We start from the raw sequence: 16,591 nt of genomic DNA on the forward strand, positions 1-16,591 counted from the left end.
GAAAAAAGAAAAAGTTTCAGTTACTCATATAACGCTCTCCACAAGATGCCGTTTGTGGCGTTATATATGTGTGAAAACTGCTGAAACGGCAAAGGATTTTGGCCTTTTCCAAGTTCCACCGTATACCCTTCCTTAAAATAATGATGAATAAACCAATCACGAAATCCAGCATAGCTGTCTATATCCCTTACTCCCTTATAAATGTTCCCGCTTAACTCCTCAAAATCCTTTATGACGGCAGCAGATTCCTCAGGCTCAAGGCCTTTATAGCCCCAATAAATTTCTTCTCCTTGAGTATGAAGAGCCAGCAGTCTGTCAGGCGGATTCTCCGTGATCAGCCGGTACATCGCAATAGATTCCGGCTCCGTAAGCGGAGAGATTCCCGGAAAATCGCGGTAGCTGGGTGCTGTCGGTTTTCGATATTTTTCAATTTCCCATAATGATGGAAATTGTTTATTTAAATCAACCCCGTTTATATTCGCCTTCCATTCATTAAAATTCGGACGATGTTCATTTAGCCTTTCGAGCTCATCTCTTCTGGCTCCCATGACTTCTGATCCGTTTAAAACAAGATCAACGCCATCCGGATTGACAAGAGGAACGAGGGATAAGGATGTGCTGTTAAACAGCTTTATGGGAGAAAAGCCAAAGAAAGGCGAATTGCAGCATAATGACATACAGTATTCCTTAAACCATTTTAGCAGGACAGACGTTGTAATCCACTCATTCGCATGAAATGACGCGTTCATATGGACCTTTTTTACGGCATGCTCCCCACCAGCCTTCAGCTCCCAGATAGGCTTGCCGAGTACAGAACGGCCAATTTCCCGGCATGAGACAAACGGAAAAACATCAATAATCTTCTTTATTTCCTTTTCAACAGCTGAATCATCATAGATTTTCTCTTGCTCAATCCAGCTATCAGAAAGTTTCAGCTGCCGAGGCTGTAAAAAGCGCTTTATGTCCTGAATGGTTTGAAGCTCTTTGCCGCTATGCTCCTCTATCACATAACCAGGGCAATACAATTGATGTTTTTGTGCGGAGCGATTTGCACTTTTAAGCAATTCCTCGTCTATCTTCAGTTCTTTCGCCACATTGGCCAAATTGTTCTTGATCTCAGGTTTCACCGTAATAAACGCCATCATCATCCCCCTTTTTTGTTACTATATGACAGCGTATTTAAAAAAAGAAAGCCTCCCGCTCACTTTGACGCGGGAGACATTGTGATTATGATGCCTGATCAAGCATTTGTTTTTCTTTCCGTTTTGACGAATTGTCCAGCCTTTTCTGGTCATAAAATCGCAACAAATCCCCATAAATGATTTCATCAGAAAGTGATAGCTCCTGTTTTGCTTTATCAGCAAATGCTTCACATTGTTTTGTCTCTTCTAACGGTTTTCCCGTCTCTTTGTCATAACACGCACCGTCTGTATAAACAACCTGATCTGTGATAAAGCTCCCGTCCCGGAGCACCGTGAAGTCCAGTTTTTCGTCTGAAAGCAGATCGTTGCCGAATTGAATTTGATCTTTCGTATCAATCCCTAAAAGATTCATCAGCGTCGGCCTGATATCAATCTGCCCGCCTACTGTTTCAATGGTTTGCGGCTTTTTATCAGTAATACCCGGAATATGAATGACCAGCGGCACTTTTTGGAGCTGCACCTCTTCAAATGGGGTTATTTCTTTTCCTAAAAACTCCCCCATCGCTTCATTATGGTTTTCTGATATACCATAATGGTCACCATATAATACAATAACAGAGTTGTCGTATAACCAGTCTTCCTTCAGCTTTTCGATAAACCGTTTCAGCGCCTCATCCTGATAACGCACTGTCGGAAAATATTTATTTAGCGTCTGGCTGCTTGAATCATATTCATCAATCAATTGATCCTCTTCATCAAGATCAAACGGGAAGTGGTTCGTCAGTGTAATCAGCCTCGAGTAAAACGGCTGAGGCAGATTTTTCATCAGCTCTGAAGACTGCTCAAAAAATTCTTTATCCTTCAGTCCCCAGCCGACTGAATTTTCGTCAGTTACATCATACGAGTTAATATCAAAAAACGAATCATATCCAAATGAGTCGTACATTAAATCACGATTCCAAAAGCTCTTATTATTAGCGTGGAGCACCGCTGAATAGTATCCGCTGTTTTTCAAAATTTCAGGAGCGGCCATATATTGATTGCCCGCATTCGTAAAAAACACGGCACCTCGTCCAAGCGGATACAGTGAATTGTCCACGATAAATTCAGAATCCGAGGTTTTCCCCTGGCCTGTTTGGTGGTAAACATTATTAAAGTTGTAGCTCTGTTTTATAAAGTCATTCAGAAAAGGCGTGATTTCTTCTCCATTCAATTTTTCATTAATCACGAAGCTTTGCGTCGACTCTAAGGATACGAGAATGACGTTCCTTCCTTTTGCAGCGCCGAATAAGCGTTTGTTGGCATCCTTCGCATTAGCGGTTACGTAGTTTTCAATTTCCGTCAGGCTGTTGCTGTCTGCCAACGCTCTCTGTGCGGATTGCTTTGACTGAAGAACGCCATCGTAAATATGAAAATTAAACAGGCTAATGTTTTTAACAAGCATTTCTCTGTCAAAAGAGCGTGTCAATAGCTGAGGTCTCTCCGCCTCAGACAAGCCCAGGTTGAAGAAATAAACAGAAGCAACGAACAAAAAATAAGCCGCCCGTTCATTTTTCGTTGAGGGAATGTCCGATTGAAAAGCTTTTTGCCGGATGTGAAGCCATATTAAAACCGCAATATCTACAGCTAATAGGAGGTCTGTCGGCTCAAGAAGTGTTCCGATGCTGCTTCCGAGATCACCCATATTGCTCGTTTGAAAAAGAACAGGGATTGTTAAGAAATCATTGTAAAAACGGTAAAAAACCATATTTGCCAGCAATACAAACGTGACAAGACAGCTCATCGCGATAATGTAGCGATTTCTGTTTTTGCCTTTTAAAAACAGGCTGAGGCCGAAAATAAGCAACAAAAAACTCAATGGGTTGATAAACAGAATAAATTCCTGTGTTAGATTGTCGATTTTAATATGAAAACTGGTTTTGTAAACAGCATACGTTTTCAGCCACATCAATAAAATGGCAATCAGCATAAATGAAATCTTCGAAAAAAACGTTTTTCGCATTTCAACCTCCTATGCAGCACGCTCAAAAAAATCAGTCTATTCCCAACATTCTCATTAACACATCAAACTAAATCTTAACGTGAGCACAACAAAAAATCAATTTCATTTACACAATTTTAACAATTTTGATGTTTCAGCCATTCATTTTTAGCGATCCAAGCGCCTCCGATAACGCCGGCATCATTTCCAAGTGCTGCGATTGAAATATCAGCAGCTTGGGCTGCCCGCGGAAACGCGCATTTGCGGAATGTTTTCTCAACTTTTGATCTCAGCAGTTCTCCGGCTCTCGATACGCCGCCGCCAAGAACGATTTTGGACGGATTAAGCGAGCTTGCCAAATTTCCGAGCACCAAACCAAGATGCTTGGCTACATAATCAACCACCTCAAGGGCAATTTCATCATTTTCACCCGCCGCTTCAAACACATCCCGCGCTGACAATTGTTCGGTTGCTTTTAAACGTGTCGTCTTTTTAACATTTGCTATTTTTTCTTTTGCAATTCTTACAATTCCGGTTGCTGACGCAATTGTTTCGATACAGCCCGTTTTTCCGCAGTTGCAGGGCGCTCCGCCTTCAGGGATGCTGCAAATATGGCCGATTTCTCCGCCGGCGCCATTTATGCCATGTACAATTTCACCATTTGCAATGATGCCGCCGCCAACTCCTGTGCCAAGCGTCACGAGAATGACGTCTTTTGCGCCATCACCCGCTCCCTTCCACATTTCCCCGAGCGCAGCAATATTCGCGTCATTTTCTATAACAGCTGGGATGCCGGTTTCTGTCTCCAGATGGTTTTTCAAAGCATAATTTTTCCACCCTAGATTTACTGTTTCATAAACAACTCCTGCCGCCATATCTACAGGGCCTGGCGCACCCATTCCGATGTATTTGATGATGTGCTTCGGTTTTTGCAGCTCATCCAGCTTGCTGTCGATTGTTTTTGCAATTGTGACAGTAATCGTGTCGCCGGTTTTATCAGTCGGAACTTCCCACTTATGCTGAATTTCGCCATATTGATTAATAAAAGCGAGTTTAATCGTCGTTCCTCCCAGGTCAATGCCCGCAAACCATATCTCGTCCATTTTTATCACCTTAGCCTTTATAGAAGTCTCTTTCGTTTTTTGTTTGTTCCAATTCTTTTCGAAGGACAGCTGCCGCTCTGGCCCACTGCTCCTTTTCAATCATGTGGTTCATGTATAATTCCTTTAATTCATCCAGCATAAACTCAATTTCAAGCTCTCTGTCTCCAAAATAAACAATGTGGCCAAACGTTTTTAACAGCTGCTGCACATCATAAAATGTATTCATTTTCCTCACCATTTCTTGAACTTAACTATCATAAGCGTATTCATAAGGAAGCGGTCAGTCAAGAAGAAAACGCTGACAAAAAAGCCAGCCTCCTTTCCATATTCCACCTTTATGATTCTTTATTATTTTCAATTTGTTGCTGAAGCTCCTTGTAGCGCTGCTCCTTCGGCTTAAGTTTCACAGCCAACCTGATGGCCTTTTCTGCTTGTGCAAGCTCATTTTTTCCCGCATACAATAAGGCTAAATAGTAATATGAGGCATGGTCTTTAGGTTCTTTTTTCACTGCTCGTTCCAAAAGGGAAACCGCCTGATCATATTCGCCGATTTGAATATCAGAAACAGCAAGAATTTTCAAAAGATCGGCAGAGGCATCTTTTTGCGCTGCTTCTTCGTTCAGCAATTCTGTTACTTCTTCATACTTTCCTTCCTGATACAGCTCGCTTGCCTGCTGAATCATCGCTGACTCCTGGTGTGAAGGCGAATGCAATCCGTAATATAAAAATCCAGCAGCCAAAGCAATCAGCAAAACCGCTGACAACAATCTTTTTCCCAAGGCTCCGGCTTTGGGCAACCCCAATGCTGCTGCAGCGAAAAAGCCGCCAATCAAGCCGCCGATATGTCCTGAATTATCAATATTCGAAACCGCAAAACCAAAGCCCAGATTGATGATAATAATGACAATAATATTGGTTCCTATGGTTCTTAAAAACATTTTTCGATTAGACAAAGCAACATACAGTAATGCGCCTAAGCATCCGAATATGGCTCCTGATGCGCCTGCCGAAGGATACGGGCTGAACACAAAACTCGCAATCGAACCCGTAATGCCAGCAGCCAGATAAATCAGCAAAAACCGGCCCGATCCATACATCCGCTCAACCGCTGTACCAACCGACCATAAAGCCAGCGTATTAAAAGCTAAATGCGCTATGCCGATGTGAAGCACGATCGGTGTCAGAAGCCGCCACCATTCTCCTTGTGCAATCAGGCTGTTTTCCTTTGCTCCAAAAGCGACCAGCGTCTCCGTATTAGTGCTGCCTCCGTTTATTTCGAGCAAGAAAAACATCAGGATCTGAAGCGCAATAAATAAATATGTAAAAATCGGTTTTCCATTTTGAAAAACCGCCGCTTCAGTTTTTCTCTGTTCTTCTTGTTTCAGCACTAGCGAAAGGAAGCGTTCTCGCGCCATTTGCGCGTCTTCAAACGAAGCGTGTTCCTCTGTACAATCTTCTGTACGAAATGATGGAAAAACCGCTTGAAGATCATCTCGAAGCATCGTTCCTCTAACCATCGCCGGCTCAACTGACACAGTTCCCTTCTCAAAAGTTTTTTTTGCAATCTCTTCCCAGTCATCAACAGGGGCTTCCGTTGAAAAAAACACATTCAGCAGCTTCATCCTTCGTCTGCCCAATTGATGTCTGACTCGTTCTACTCGTTCGGCCTGCTCTTCGATGTCTCTAACCATTTCTTGACGGAAATCAAGATCGTGCTTATATAGACGAACTAGATCATGAGAGGACTTGTCCGGCGCTTCCAGCCATATTTCATCTGACTCACCGGCTTGTATGACGCCATACCCGCTATTCACCAGGTGCGCCGCAATTTTCCAATATGTATACTCCAGCAAAAACATGTTTACCGCTCCAATAGTTTTTTTTCATTATAACAGCTGGCGCTCCGAAACGCCTACTGAAAGCAAAAAATCCCGTTTTTCACGGGATTTTAGAAAGCTTGCTGTATAAACTTATTGCGGATAAATGGAATTCTTAAAAACAAATGGATAAAAGACCGCCTGATTCCTGGCTGGCTGAGTACAGTATTCATAAGACGGTAGCGATTTTGATAAAACATGACGGCAGAAACCGCGAAAATGGCATATATCAAAAGTTTTTTCATGATATCCCTCCTGCCAATAGGGTTTGTTATTCTACCTTATTTATTCTCGAATAAGGGACAGGAAAGTTATGAAAAACAAGAAATAATCCGATCCTCTGTTATCAGCTTATGTACCGGGATATCATGCGGCAGACGGGGTACGTGCGCAAACAACTGGCACTCCAATAGCAAAGAGACTGTCTTCCCTTCATATTCACTTAAATAGCGATCATAATAGCCGCCTCCAAAGCCGACCCTAAACCCGTTAACATCAAAACAAACACCTGGAACGATCATCAAGTCAATTTGTGATGGGTTTACTTCTTTTGTTTTTTCAATTACCGGCTCGAGCAGTCCGGCGTAAACGGTTTCGAGCTGACCATCAGTCTGATATGTGCGAAATTGCATTTTCTTCGTGTCCGGATGGCATTTTGGGATGCAAACTTGTTTCCCTTCTTCCCAAGCCTGCTCAATGACAGGACGCGTCGGTATCTCTAATCCTCTGGAAATAGTGACGGCAATGGTGCCGGCATTTTGCCACTCCTGCAGAGAAAACAAGTACTTATGCATACGTTCCGTTTTTTGAAGCAGATCTTCATTTGATAAAGCAGACAGTGCCTCCAGCGTCTTTTTTCTTAATTGTGATTTCATCTCTCATCCCCCTTGGAATAGAAAAAAAGCCAGAACCTTTTTCAAAGCTCTGGCTTTTTTCTTACACCTCAAACAGCAAGGCTGTTATTTTGTTTCACGGTGTAACGTAGATTTTTTATCACGTGGGCAATATTTTTTAAATTCAACGCGGTCTGGATTGTTGCGTTTGTTCTTTTTAGAAATATAGTTACGCTCACCACATTCAGTGCAAGCCAAAGTAATATTAACGCGCATTATTTTCCCTCCAAACTAAAATCATTTACTTATTCAGACTTATATATAATACCACTATAATGGACGGAATGCTAGGCTGTTTTTCAATGAATTGCTGAATTATTGAAGATACGCTCATAAAGCTGCAAATATGATGACATAATGAGTCGGGGGTGGTGGAGCTTGAACACTTGTTGTCTGCCAGCATCTTTTATCCGGCGGGCTTTTTCCCGGTCTTTTAAAAAACTGTCCAGCAGACCAGCCGCTTCCTGTACGAGCGTAAAATCAACGATGACTGCCGTTTTGTCATGAACGGCATAGTCACAAAAACCACCCGACTGAGAAACGACAGTCAGCACACCTTGTTCCATGCTTTCTTGCGCGGCAAGCCCAAACGGTTCATAAGAACTAGGGAAAACAGCCATTTCACAGTGAGACAGTAACGTTCTGATGTCTTTCCTATTGAGAAACGGCAGGAACATGACGCGATCCTTCAGATTATATGACGCAGCCAATTTCTCATAGCAGGACAGAGACGGCCCCTCCCCAGCCAGCACTAGATAGAGGTCAGGCTGATGCTGCTTCAAGATGGCAAACACCTTTAACAGCTGCGAAAATCCTTTTTCCGGAACAAACCTTCCATATGAAAAGAGGAATCTTCTATTCATGCTTCTTGGGATTTTCCCCTTCTCTTCCTCCATCGATACAGGGCTCGGGATAACGGTTATTTTTTTATGTGCCGCCTTATTAAGAGACCGCTTCATAAATGTGCTTAATACGACCAAAGCATCAGCCGATTCTATAAGGAGCCGTTCGGTCATGAGCCTGTATGGGTGTGGGGCTTCTCGGCACACCTTCTTCCTTTCGCTTTCAAGGCCGTGGATTGTCGCAGCAAGCGGAAGGCCAAGCCGTTGTTTCAAATACTGGGCGGCAGGGGCAGTTGTGTCATCATGGGCATGAATCAGATCAAAGCGTTTATTGTGTGATAACACATGGCGAACCATTGTAAAGTTAGCATCAGCTATGTAATCTTCAAACTTCGCATACGAAAACAGCTGCCCGCTCGGAGTACAAACTGTAATGTTGATATGAGGATTTAAACAGGAAATGAGGCGGTTTAAATGGACACCGAGCCCGCTTTTCGGCTCATCGGGATGTTCAGGTGAAAGCATGAGAATGTTCACCGTTCTTTTTCCCCTCTCCCATAACAGGTGTATGCAGAAAATTGCGCCTCCCAACTGGTGTGCGCTTCTTCAATCTGAAAACTGTTTATATGACGAATCCCATTTTCATCAAGATAGATGTCGTCTGTACCGGCAAGCTTGAGAGAGACATTCATTGAATTCACAATTCTGTATTCAGCCCGATATACAGCATCACCAGCCGCCTGTCTAATCGTCCATTCGCCTTTATCATACGTTGTGCGTTTTGTCCTGACAGCTTCAATGTCTTTTCTTTTGATGACAATGCGCATTTCTTTTATCATATCCTGCGTTTTTTCGAAAAGGACCGCTTCAGCCAGCCGCATTGTTTCTTCTGAGATTTCCCAGCTTACGGTCAAGGTGTGAGCGTTTTGAATGATTATGTCGAATGTGTCCCTAAAAAAGGAAAGCTTATGTCGTATATTATAGGGAATTGGGTGATTATCCATGGACTCCTAACATTCTCCTTTCCAATCGTTCACTTCGTGTCCCTATTAAACCATTACATAAAGAAGAAGCAAAGAAAGATTTCTCGACAAAATCTCGTTTTTTTCGCGAATTCCTTTAGAAACTATTGGTTTTATGGTATAAAAAAGAAGGATAAAAAAAGAATAGAAGGTGATGAAACGTGGAAATTGCTATTATTGCGTTGTTTATCGTCAGTATAGCGCTAATTGCATTCTCATATTCTCAAAGAGACCCGATGAAAGATGTAGAACAGGAACTCGAAACACTGCAGCTTTCTGCGATGCAGGAAATTTACAAGCTCAAAAAGAAAATGACAGTGCTTGAGGAAGAATTACTGGAAACTAACCTTGTCATTCGCAAATCAAAGCAGAGCGACATCAATCAAAAAATCGCTAAACAAATACTTTCTAAATATAATAACGGTATGTCAGCTGAAGCGATTGCTAAAGCTGAGCATGTATCAGTGGAAGACGTGAATACGATTATCAAAGATAATGAGAAGGTGCTCGTATGACAAAACGGGGCATTCAGGCATTTGCTGGCGGCATCATTTTAGCGACAGCCGTTCTTGCAGCTGTTTTTTATCTGACTGACGAAGACCAGGCCGCTGCTGTAAAAGATAATAAAACAGTAACTGAACAAGACGTGAACAATTACCTTGATTCTAAAAAAATGGTTTCTGTGAACCGTGATGAATATCAAAAACTTCTTGATTCAAAAGAGAAATCGTTGACCGATGACAGCAGCTCAGACACGAAAACAGACAAAGTCAAAACGTACAAGCTCAAAATTAAAGATGGCATGAGCACTGCGGATGTATCTGCTATTCTTGAAAAAGAGGGCATTATCTCTTCGGCTCAAGACTTTAATGACTATGTCATTGATGCCGGCTATCACAAAGAAATTCGTGCCGGCGAGTTTAAAGTAAAATCAGACATGAGTTTCAAAAAGATCGTAAAAACGTTAACACGATAAAAAAACAGGCTGACTCAGCCTGTTTTTTTCATCCAAACTTTCCTGAAATGTAATCGAGCGTTCTTTGGTCCTTCGGGTTAGAGAACATTTTATCCGTATTGTCGCATTCAACAAGCTCGCCCATGTAGAAAAAGGCGGTTTGATCAGAAACCCTTGCTGCCTGCTGCATGTTATGCGTGACAATGACAATTGTATATTTATTTTTCAGCTCTAGAATGAGTTCTTCAATTTTTCTCGTTGAGATTGGATCTAGTGCAGATGTCGGTTCATCCATCAGCAAAATATCAGGATTGGTCGCAAGTGCTCTGGCGATGCAAAGACGCTGCTGCTGGCCCCCTGACAGCGAAAGAGCGGACGTATGCAATCGATCCTTCACCTCATCCCATAACGCCACGTCTTTTAATGACTTTTCCACAATTTCCTGAAGCTTCTTCTTATTTTTGGTGCCATGGACTCTCGGTCCGTAAGCCACATTATCAAAAATAGATTGCGGAAACGGGTTCCCTTTTTGGAATACCATGCCGATATTTTTCCGTAAATCCACGATGTCCACTTTATCCTTTAAAATATTGCTGCCATTATAGTTCAGCTCACCTGCAAGCTTTACATTCGGCGTCATTTGAATCATTAAATTCAATGTCTTGATAAAGGTCGATTTCCCGCATCCGGATGGCCCGATAATCGCCGTAACCTCATTTTCATAAATGCTCAAATTGATATTTCTTAAAGCATGATGCTGCCCATACCATAAGTTCATTCCATTGACTTGATAGACTTCCTGTTTCATTACAGCTTCGGTAGCAATACTCATTGCCGCCCTCCTATCCGAATTTCCCGTTAATATAATCCTCTGTCTTTTGCTTTTTCGGACTCGTGAAAATCTGTTCGGTCTGTCCGTATTCTACAAGCTCGCCGTTTAAAAAGAATGCCGTCCGGTCAGAAACCCGCAGAGCCTGCTGCATATTGTGCGTGACAATAATAATTGAGTATTCTCTTTTCAATCCTGTAATTAATTCCTCTATTTTCGCATTTGAAATCGGATCAAGCGCTGAAGCTGGTTCATCAAGCAAAAGAACAGCCGGCTTCATCGCAAGCGTTCTCGCGATGCATAAACGTTGCTGCTGGCCGCCGGATAACGAGAGTGCGGATGAATGTAAACGATCCTTCACCTCATCCCAGAGCGCCGCTTTTGTTAAACTTTCTTCCACAATTTCATCTAAAACAGCTTTATTCCGCTCTCCGGCATATTTCAATGCATGTGTGATATTCGCATAGATCGATTTCGGAAATGGATTTGGTTTTTGGAAAACCATTCCGATTTCTCTTCTCAAGCTGACAACGTTAATATTGCCGCCCAATATATTTAATCCCTCATAAAGGATTTCACCTTCCGCTCTTGCAGATGGAATTAAATCGTTCATTCGGTTAATATTTCTCAAAAAAGTGGATTTTCCGCATCCCGACGGCCCAATTAAAGCAGTCACCGCATTTTTTTCAATATCCATGTTTACATGATGAACTGCTTGTTTATTTCCGTAAAAAATAGACAGATCTTTGACCTCAAGCACGTGGTTCTGCTTCGGAACAATAACAGCTCGCTCAGGTTTTTCTTTTACCATTTGTTCAGACATGTTTTTCGCCTCTTTCCGTTCTAATTTGCCGTCAGCTTTTTGTAAATCATCGTGCCAAGCCATCTCGCCGCGAGATTAAACACAAGAACAGAAATCACCAGCACGGCAGAACCACCGTTGGCAATCGCTTCATCATCCGGAATCATTCCTTGTGTATTGACGTTCCAAATGTGGACCGCAAGTGTTTCAGCGGGCCTGAAAATATTAAGCGGTGATGTTTCCGAAAACGGGTTCCACTCCGTAAAATTAAGACGCGGTGTTGTCAGGCCTGCCGTAAATAATAATGCGGCCGCTTCCCCGAACACCCTTCCTGACGCTAAAATTGCTCCTGTGATGATAGAAGGAATCGCACTTGGAATTAAAACGGTTTTTACGGTATGCCAGCGTGATACACCTAAAGCGAGAGAGGCTTCCTTCAGATCTTTAGGGACTGAACGGATCGCGTCTTCTGTCACACGCACCATGACAGGAAGGTTAAAAACAGTTAACGCAAGCGCTCCGCCTATGATCGTATATCCCCAGCCTGTTAAGTTGACAAACATCAATAATCCAAACATCCCAATGACAATAGACGGAAGAGATGAAAGCACCTCTATACATGTTCTGATGAAGTCAGTTACTTTGTTATTAGGCGCGTATTCAGCCATGAAGACTCCGCCGCCCACACCGAGCGGGATTGTAATCAGCATTGTAATAAACAAAATATAAAAGGAGTTAAACAGCTGATCTCGTATGCCTCCTCCAGCTGCAATGGCGCTCGATTTTGTTGTAATAAATTGAAAACTGAGCTGAGAAACACCGTTTATAATAATATAGGAAAACAAACCTACTAAAATGGCAGCGATAATGGCTGCACACAAACCAAACATTCCGGTCGCCAATTTATCTGTTATTTTGCGGTTCATTACACTTTCCTCCTAGATGACAAGTAGCGAATAAGCAGGATGAACAAGAATGACATCACCAGAAGCACAAGCCCCATTGACCACAGCGTATTGTTTTCAACACTTCCGTATGTGGTGTGGCCCATATTCAGCGTGATGATCGTTGTCAGCGTTCCCGCAGTGTCAAACAGGCTTTCCGGCAATACTCTTGTATTTCCAATGACCATCTGAACAGCCAAAGCTTCACCGAACGCCCGAGCCATGCCTAACACAACAGCTGTCATCAATGTTGGAAAAGCCGCAGGCACAAGTACTTTTCTGATCGTCTGCCATCTTGTCGCACCAAGCGCATAAGAACCCTCTCGTAAACTCTTCGGAAGAGAAGCCATTGCATCAGCAGAAATCGATGTGATCGTCGGCAGAATCATGACGGAAAGGACAATCGTTCCCGCCAATAAACTGTGCCCTGTTCCGCTCGATTTGAACTGGGCGATAAACGGCACCAATACTGTAAGACCTATGAATCCATAAACAACAGATGGAATACCGACTAAAAGCTCAATCACCGGCTGCAGCACTTTCTTTCCCCAATTCGGGGCAATCTCTGTCATAAAAATCGCACCTGCAATGCCAAGCGGCGCAGCGATTAGAGCAGAAAGAATCGTTACTGCAAATGAGCCAAAAATAAATGGCAGCACTCCGTATTTCGGATCACTATCTGTAGGATTCCAATTTAAGCTCGTTAAGAATTCAATTGGGCTTACACCATTTACAAGAAAAGATTGCAGCCCCTTCACGCCGAGGAAAATGGTGATCGCAACAGATGCCGCAATCATAATCAGCGCACATGCTGTCACAATCATTCTTCCCCGAACTTCATCCAATTGCCGATTTTGCCTTGAGCTGATTAAACGCTCGCTCACAGACATATTTTCTCTATTGTTTATCATTGTTTTACACTCCTATGAATGTGTTAAGAGGAGAAACGGTTGTCCCCGCACTCCTCTTTTTATTAAGATCAGCTTTGCTTCCCGTTGGCATCGCGTGTCACTTTCATATCAGTAACCGGAATGTAGCCTTGGTCAGTAACAATGCTTTTTTGAATGTCTTCACTCTTTAGATAATCAAGAAATTCTTTAGCTAAACCTGTCGCTTCACCTTTTGTATAAGAATGCTGATAAGCCCAGATCGGATACTCGCCAGTTGCTACATTTTTCGCTTCAGGTTTAACACCGTCAATAGATAGAGCAGTTACTTTGTCATCTGTTAAATATGAGAATGCAAGATATCCAATCGCTCCCGGAGTATCAGCAATGATTTTTTTCACCGTGTTGGAGGAATCTTCAGTAATGCCTTCTGCAGGCTCCGCTCCGTCAAGCGCATATTTCACAAATGTAGCACGTGTGCCGGAAGAATCAGGACGGTTTACAAGTGTAATCTTTTGGTCTTTGCCGCCGAGCTCTTTCCAGTTTTTAATTTTGCCAGTGAAGATTTTTTTCAATTCATCTTTTGAAATATTCTTCACACCAGCATCAGGGTTTACAGCTGCTGCCATACCAACTACAGCGACTTGATGATCGACAAGCGCTTTTGCATCGATGCCTTCTTTTTCTTCAGCAAAAACGTCTGAATTCCCGATCTGAACAGCTCCTTCAGAGACTTGAGAAAGCCCTGTTCCAGAACCGCCAGCTTGTACCTGTATATCAGCATCAGGGTTTTCTTCCATAAATTTTTCCGCGGCTGCAAGTACTAGTGGCTGCATGGCCGATGAACCAGAAATGGTTAAAGAACCTGATGCCTTTTCTTCTCCTTTTGCAGAATCGCTATTCGATTTTTTACTTTCTCCTGCATTTCCGCATGCAGCTGCAATCATTATAAAAGCAGCCATCAGAAGCATAAGCACCAATTTGTTTTTTTTCATTTCCTGAATTCCCCCTGCGTATAATGTGTAATTTGTCCTACACGTATAGAGTAAAGGTTCTATGTAAAAAGGGTTTGAACCGAATGTTAAGGTTTTGTAAATCAGTGCGTTTTTTTGTATAAAAAAAACGCCCACATCATGTGAGCGTTTCTTTTTAGTTATCAGAAGACGTTGTGTTTTCTGCATTTTCTTCAATTTTATCTTTATTCTTTTGCTGAGTATCTTCTTTGTCCTGCTTCGATTTCAGCTCAAAATATTTATCCATTACTTCCCTGCCGATTTCGTTTGTAATGGTATATTTAGCGCTGTAATCAATATAAGCCCAAGGGACTACTACAGAGATCGCAATCTCAGGATTATCAGCCGGTGCATAGGCAACAAGTGTCGTATTATAAGTCGCTGTTCCTGTTTTTGATTTATCAGGTCCATCATAGAACGATTGTGCTGTTCCTGTTTTGCCGGCAGGCTGATATGACGCTGAAGCAAATTGGCTGGCAGCTGTCCCTTTTGTCATCACCCGTCTGAATCCGGCCTGAACCTCTTTAATGTATTCACTCTTCATGTCGATTTTATTCAGCACTTCCGGCTGAACGGACTGTACGACAGCACCGATCCCTCTTTTAGCATCAGGTTCTCTGACTTCCTTTACAAGCTGAGGCTTTAAGCGATATCCGCCGTTTGCAATCGTTGATACGTATTGCGCAAGTTCCAGCGGTGTATATGTGTCGTATTGCCCGATCGCATAGTCAAGCAAGAATCCCGTCAATCTGTCTGTTCCTTTATAGCCTGTCATTTCATTCGGAAGATCAATTCCAGTTTTGACACCTAATCCAAATTGGCTGAAATAATTACGGAACGTATCAAAGGCCGTCGTATCAATCGGTAAAGCCTGGTGCGGTTTATATTCACCTTTTCCGAGCGCGATCGCTGTTTTAAACATAAATACGTTGGAAGACTGCTCTAAGGCTCTTTGAATGTTAACAGGTCCTAAAGTAGTCCAGGATTTTTTACCATTTTTATCCTGGCCGATATACAATGGTTCATCCTGAAAAACTGTATTCAGGTTGATGGCACCGGTTTGAAGGCCTGTCAAGACTGTTGCCCCTTTGACTGCTGAACCCATGGCGTAAGATGACGTCATTGTACCTAAAGCGTAATCATCAATTTTATATTTCCCATTTTCTTGTTTAATCTGCTTGCCCGCCATTGAAAGCACTTCACCGTTTCTTGGGTCCATCATGACAACGAATGCCCTGTCTAACAATTGCGTGCTTGGTCTTGCTTTAGCAGATTTGAGGTTCTTCTCAATGATTTTTTCCACTTCTTTTTGCAAATCAATGTCAATCGTAAGGACGAGATCTTTACCGGCTTTACCTTCAGAAACGGTTTTCGTTCCCGTGACATTGCCGTTTGAATCTGTGATATTTTCGACTTTGGCTTTTTGGCCCTGCAGAAGGCTTTCGTATTGGTATTCCAGATAACTTTTTCCGACCCTGTCATTTCGGCTGTAGCCAAGCGACAGATAATGGTCGAGCAAGTTGGACGGCAATCCTTCATTAGAGCTGGACACACTTCCGAGCACTGAGCGAAGAAGGTTTTTATACGGATATTCACGTTCCCAATCGGACGTGACATCAACACCTGGCAGTTCGTCTAAATGTTCACTTACCACTGCCATTTCCTTCGCTGATACACCTTCGTTTTTGATATATTGAGGGGTCAATGCATAGCCCGAATCCATCTGTCTTTTGATAGCGAGGATCTGCATATCTTTATCCGTCAATTCATTCAGCTGCTTATCAGTAATCCGTTTTAGCTGAAGCTGGTATAAATCGTCATCGGATATTTTTTTGTCTTCAACCTGCTGTCTTTCTTTAGAGCTAATGAGCTTTTTTGCTTCTTTCGGTCTAGTCAAAATCCAGTAATCTTTTTTATCCCGTTCTGTTACTTTTTTTGTATCGACTTTGATCATGTCAGACAGCTTTTTTGCGATCTTTAAGCGCTGTTCTTGCGTGGTCGATTTAGATCTCGTGTATGTGATTGCATTTAAAGCCTTATTTGTCACAATGGCATTAAAGTTTCGATCATAAATTTTCCCGCGTGGTACCGCTGAGCTGACTTCACTTTGTTCCTGCTTATTCGCTTGGTTTTTGTAATCATCGCCTTGCACGATCTGCTTGATGCCCAGTTCCACAATAATCCAGGTAAATATAACAAAGGCAGCTAAAAATAAAATATTCAGCCGGATCGGAAGCGACTTCTTTTTCTCTTTATGATTTTGCTTTTTTGGTTTATTTCTCCTCATAACATCACCTTTTC

General features: G+C 42.5%; 18 protein-coding genes. 2 read left to right on the forward strand and 16 right to left on the reverse strand.

Annotated elements, in window-relative coordinates; all coding sequences use genetic code 11:
- Positions 1–20: 20 nt before the first annotated feature.
- From NSQ09_RS18360 to NSQ09_RS18405, 10 genes are all read right to left on the reverse strand, one after another.
- The gene (locus NSQ09_RS18360) at positions 21–1,145 is read right to left on the reverse strand and encodes a M14 family metallopeptidase (RefSeq protein WP_144453310.1); all 1,125 of its coding nucleotides are present in this window, start codon (positions 1,143–1,145) and stop codon (positions 21–23) included.
- A gap of 82 nt (positions 1,146–1,227) precedes the next feature.
- The gene (locus NSQ09_RS18365; RefSeq protein WP_041339730.1) at positions 1,228–3,144 is read right to left on the reverse strand and encodes an LTA synthase family protein; all 1,917 of its coding nucleotides are present in this window, start codon (positions 3,142–3,144) and stop codon (positions 1,228–1,230) included.
- Between the two features lie 116 nt (positions 3,145–3,260).
- Positions 3,261–4,226, reverse strand: coding sequence for a glucose kinase GlcK (gene glcK, locus NSQ09_RS18370; RefSeq protein ID WP_144453297.1), 966 nt, complete (start codon positions 4,224–4,226; stop codon positions 3,261–3,263).
- A gap of 10 nt (positions 4,227–4,236) precedes the next feature.
- Positions 4,237–4,452, reverse strand: coding sequence for a YqgQ family protein (locus tag NSQ09_RS18375; RefSeq protein ID WP_017696181.1), 216 nt, complete (start codon positions 4,450–4,452; stop codon positions 4,237–4,239).
- Positions 4,453–4,561: 109 nt separating this feature from the next.
- Positions 4,562–6,085: a rhomboid protease YqgP gene (gene yqgP / locus NSQ09_RS18380; protein ID WP_144453299.1), complete on the reverse strand. Its 1,524-nt coding sequence runs from the start codon at positions 6,083–6,085 to the stop codon at positions 4,562–4,564.
- 89 nt (positions 6,086–6,174) lie between these two features.
- The gene (locus NSQ09_RS18385) at positions 6,175–6,348 is read right to left on the reverse strand and encodes a hypothetical protein (protein WP_003230126.1); all 174 of its coding nucleotides are present in this window, start codon (positions 6,346–6,348) and stop codon (positions 6,175–6,177) included.
- 66 nt (positions 6,349–6,414) lie between these two features.
- A complete protein-coding gene (locus NSQ09_RS18390; RefSeq protein ID WP_341032318.1) occupies positions 6,415–6,978 on the reverse strand; it encodes a 5-formyltetrahydrofolate cyclo-ligase in 564 nt (187 codons plus the stop codon).
- An 84-nt stretch (positions 6,979–7,062) separates the two neighbouring features.
- Complete coding sequence (gene rpmG / locus NSQ09_RS18395; protein WP_003153056.1) at positions 7,063–7,212, reverse strand: 50S ribosomal protein L33; 150 nt, start codon at positions 7,210–7,212, stop codon at positions 7,063–7,065.
- A gap of 83 nt (positions 7,213–7,295) precedes the next feature.
- A complete protein-coding gene (locus NSQ09_RS18400) occupies positions 7,296–8,375 on the reverse strand; it encodes a glycosyltransferase family 4 protein (protein WP_341032320.1) in 1,080 nt (359 codons plus the stop codon).
- Positions 8,372–8,842 carry a hypothetical protein gene (locus NSQ09_RS18405; protein ID WP_326122232.1) on the reverse strand — a complete coding sequence of 157 codons (471 nt, stop codon included), beginning with the start codon at positions 8,840–8,842 and terminating at the stop codon, positions 8,372–8,374. Before NSQ09_RS18405 ends, NSQ09_RS18400 begins: the two co-directional genes overlap by 4 nt.
- Before the next feature lie 179 nt (positions 8,843–9,021).
- On the opposite strand from NSQ09_RS18405, the gene NSQ09_RS18410 reads away from it, so the two are divergent.
- On the forward strand, positions 9,022–9,375 hold the full coding sequence (locus NSQ09_RS18410; RefSeq protein WP_014477348.1) for a hypothetical protein: 354 nt from the start codon (positions 9,022–9,024) through the stop codon (positions 9,373–9,375).
- Complete coding sequence (locus NSQ09_RS18415; RefSeq protein WP_014480272.1) at positions 9,372–9,836, forward strand: endolytic transglycosylase MltG; 465 nt, start codon at positions 9,372–9,374, stop codon at positions 9,834–9,836. The genes NSQ09_RS18410 and NSQ09_RS18415 overlap by 4 nt, the downstream gene beginning before the upstream one ends.
- Before the next feature lie 28 nt (positions 9,837–9,864).
- On the opposite strand, the gene pstB (NSQ09_RS18420) is transcribed toward NSQ09_RS18415, so the two are convergent.
- From pstB (NSQ09_RS18420) to pbpA, 6 genes are all read right to left on the reverse strand, one after another.
- On the reverse strand, positions 9,865–10,647 hold the full coding sequence (pstB, locus tag NSQ09_RS18420; protein ID WP_257986075.1) for a phosphate ABC transporter ATP-binding protein PstB: 783 nt from the start codon (positions 10,645–10,647) through the stop codon (positions 9,865–9,867).
- A 10-nt stretch (positions 10,648–10,657) separates the two neighbouring features.
- Positions 10,658–11,467, reverse strand: coding sequence for a phosphate ABC transporter ATP-binding protein PstB (pstB, locus tag NSQ09_RS18425; protein ID WP_015384102.1), 810 nt, complete (start codon positions 11,465–11,467; stop codon positions 10,658–10,660).
- A 20-nt stretch (positions 11,468–11,487) separates the two neighbouring features.
- A complete protein-coding gene (gene pstA / locus NSQ09_RS18430) occupies positions 11,488–12,372 on the reverse strand; it encodes a phosphate ABC transporter permease PstA (protein ID WP_017696173.1) in 885 nt (294 codons plus the stop codon).
- The gene (pstC, locus tag NSQ09_RS18435; protein WP_014477352.1) at positions 12,372–13,301 is read right to left on the reverse strand and encodes a phosphate ABC transporter permease subunit PstC; all 930 of its coding nucleotides are present in this window, start codon (positions 13,299–13,301) and stop codon (positions 12,372–12,374) included. The genes pstA and pstC overlap by 1 nt, the downstream gene beginning before the upstream one ends.
- Before the next feature lie 68 nt (positions 13,302–13,369).
- Positions 13,370–14,272 (reverse strand): phosphate ABC transporter substrate-binding protein, encoded by a 903-nt coding sequence (locus NSQ09_RS18440; protein ID WP_341032328.1) that lies wholly within the window; start codon positions 14,270–14,272, stop codon positions 13,370–13,372.
- 154 nt (positions 14,273–14,426) lie between these two features.
- A complete protein-coding gene (gene pbpA, locus NSQ09_RS18445) occupies positions 14,427–16,577 on the reverse strand; it encodes a penicillin-binding protein 2A (RefSeq protein ID WP_144530360.1) in 2,151 nt (716 codons plus the stop codon).
- Positions 16,578–16,591 lie beyond the last annotated feature (14 nt).

This window comes from Bacillus sp. FSL W8-1202, from assembly GCF_038006165.1.
Taxonomy (GTDB): domain Bacteria; phylum Bacillota; class Bacilli; order Bacillales; family Bacillaceae; genus Bacillus; species Bacillus subtilis.

Coding starts and splice junctions, on each gene's coding strand:
- NSQ09_RS18360 (WP_144453310.1), bottom strand. CDS start 1,145: ATGATGGCGTTTATTACGGTGAAACCTGAGATCAAGAACAATTTGGCC.
- NSQ09_RS18365 (WP_041339730.1), bottom strand. CDS start 3,144: ATGCGAAAAACGTTTTTTTCGAAGATTTCATTTATGCTGATTGCCATT.
- glcK (WP_144453297.1), bottom strand. CDS start 4,226: ATGGACGAGATATGGTTTGCGGGCATTGACCTGGGAGGAACGACGATT.
- NSQ09_RS18375 (WP_017696181.1), bottom strand. CDS start 4,452: ATGAATACATTTTATGATGTGCAGCAGCTGTTAAAAACGTTTGGCCAC.
- yqgP (WP_144453299.1), bottom strand. CDS start 6,085: ATGTTTTTGCTGGAGTATACATATTGGAAAATTGCGGCGCACCTGGTG.
- NSQ09_RS18385 (WP_003230126.1), bottom strand. CDS start 6,348: ATGAAAAAACTTTTGATATATGCCATTTTCGCGGTTTCTGCCGTCATG.
- NSQ09_RS18390 (WP_341032318.1), bottom strand. CDS start 6,978: ATGAAATCACAATTAAGAAAAAAGACGCTGGAGGCACTGTCTGCTTTA.
- rpmG (WP_003153056.1), bottom strand. CDS start 7,212: ATGCGCGTTAATATTACTTTGGCTTGCACTGAATGTGGTGAGCGTAAC.
- NSQ09_RS18405 (WP_326122232.1), bottom strand. CDS start 8,842: ATGGATAATCACCCAATTCCCTATAATATACGACATAAGCTTTCCTTT.
- NSQ09_RS18415 (WP_014480272.1), top strand. CDS start 9,372: ATGACAAAACGGGGCATTCAGGCATTTGCTGGCGGCATCATTTTAGCG.
- pstB (WP_257986075.1), bottom strand. CDS start 10,647: ATGAGTATTGCTACCGAAGCTGTAATGAAACAGGAAGTCTATCAAGTC.
- pstB (WP_015384102.1), bottom strand. CDS start 11,467: ATGTCTGAACAAATGGTAAAAGAAAAACCTGAGCGAGCTGTTATTGTT.
- pstA (WP_017696173.1), bottom strand. CDS start 12,372: ATGAACCGCAAAATAACAGATAAATTGGCGACCGGAATGTTTGGTTTG.
- pstC (WP_014477352.1), bottom strand. CDS start 13,301: ATGATAAACAATAGAGAAAATATGTCTGTGAGCGAGCGTTTAATCAGC.
- NSQ09_RS18440 (WP_341032328.1), bottom strand. CDS start 14,272: ATGAAAAAAAACAAATTGGTGCTTATGCTTCTGATGGCTGCTTTTATA.
- pbpA (WP_144530360.1), bottom strand. CDS start 16,577: ATGAGGAGAAATAAACCAAAAAAGCAAAATCATAAAGAGAAAAAGAAG.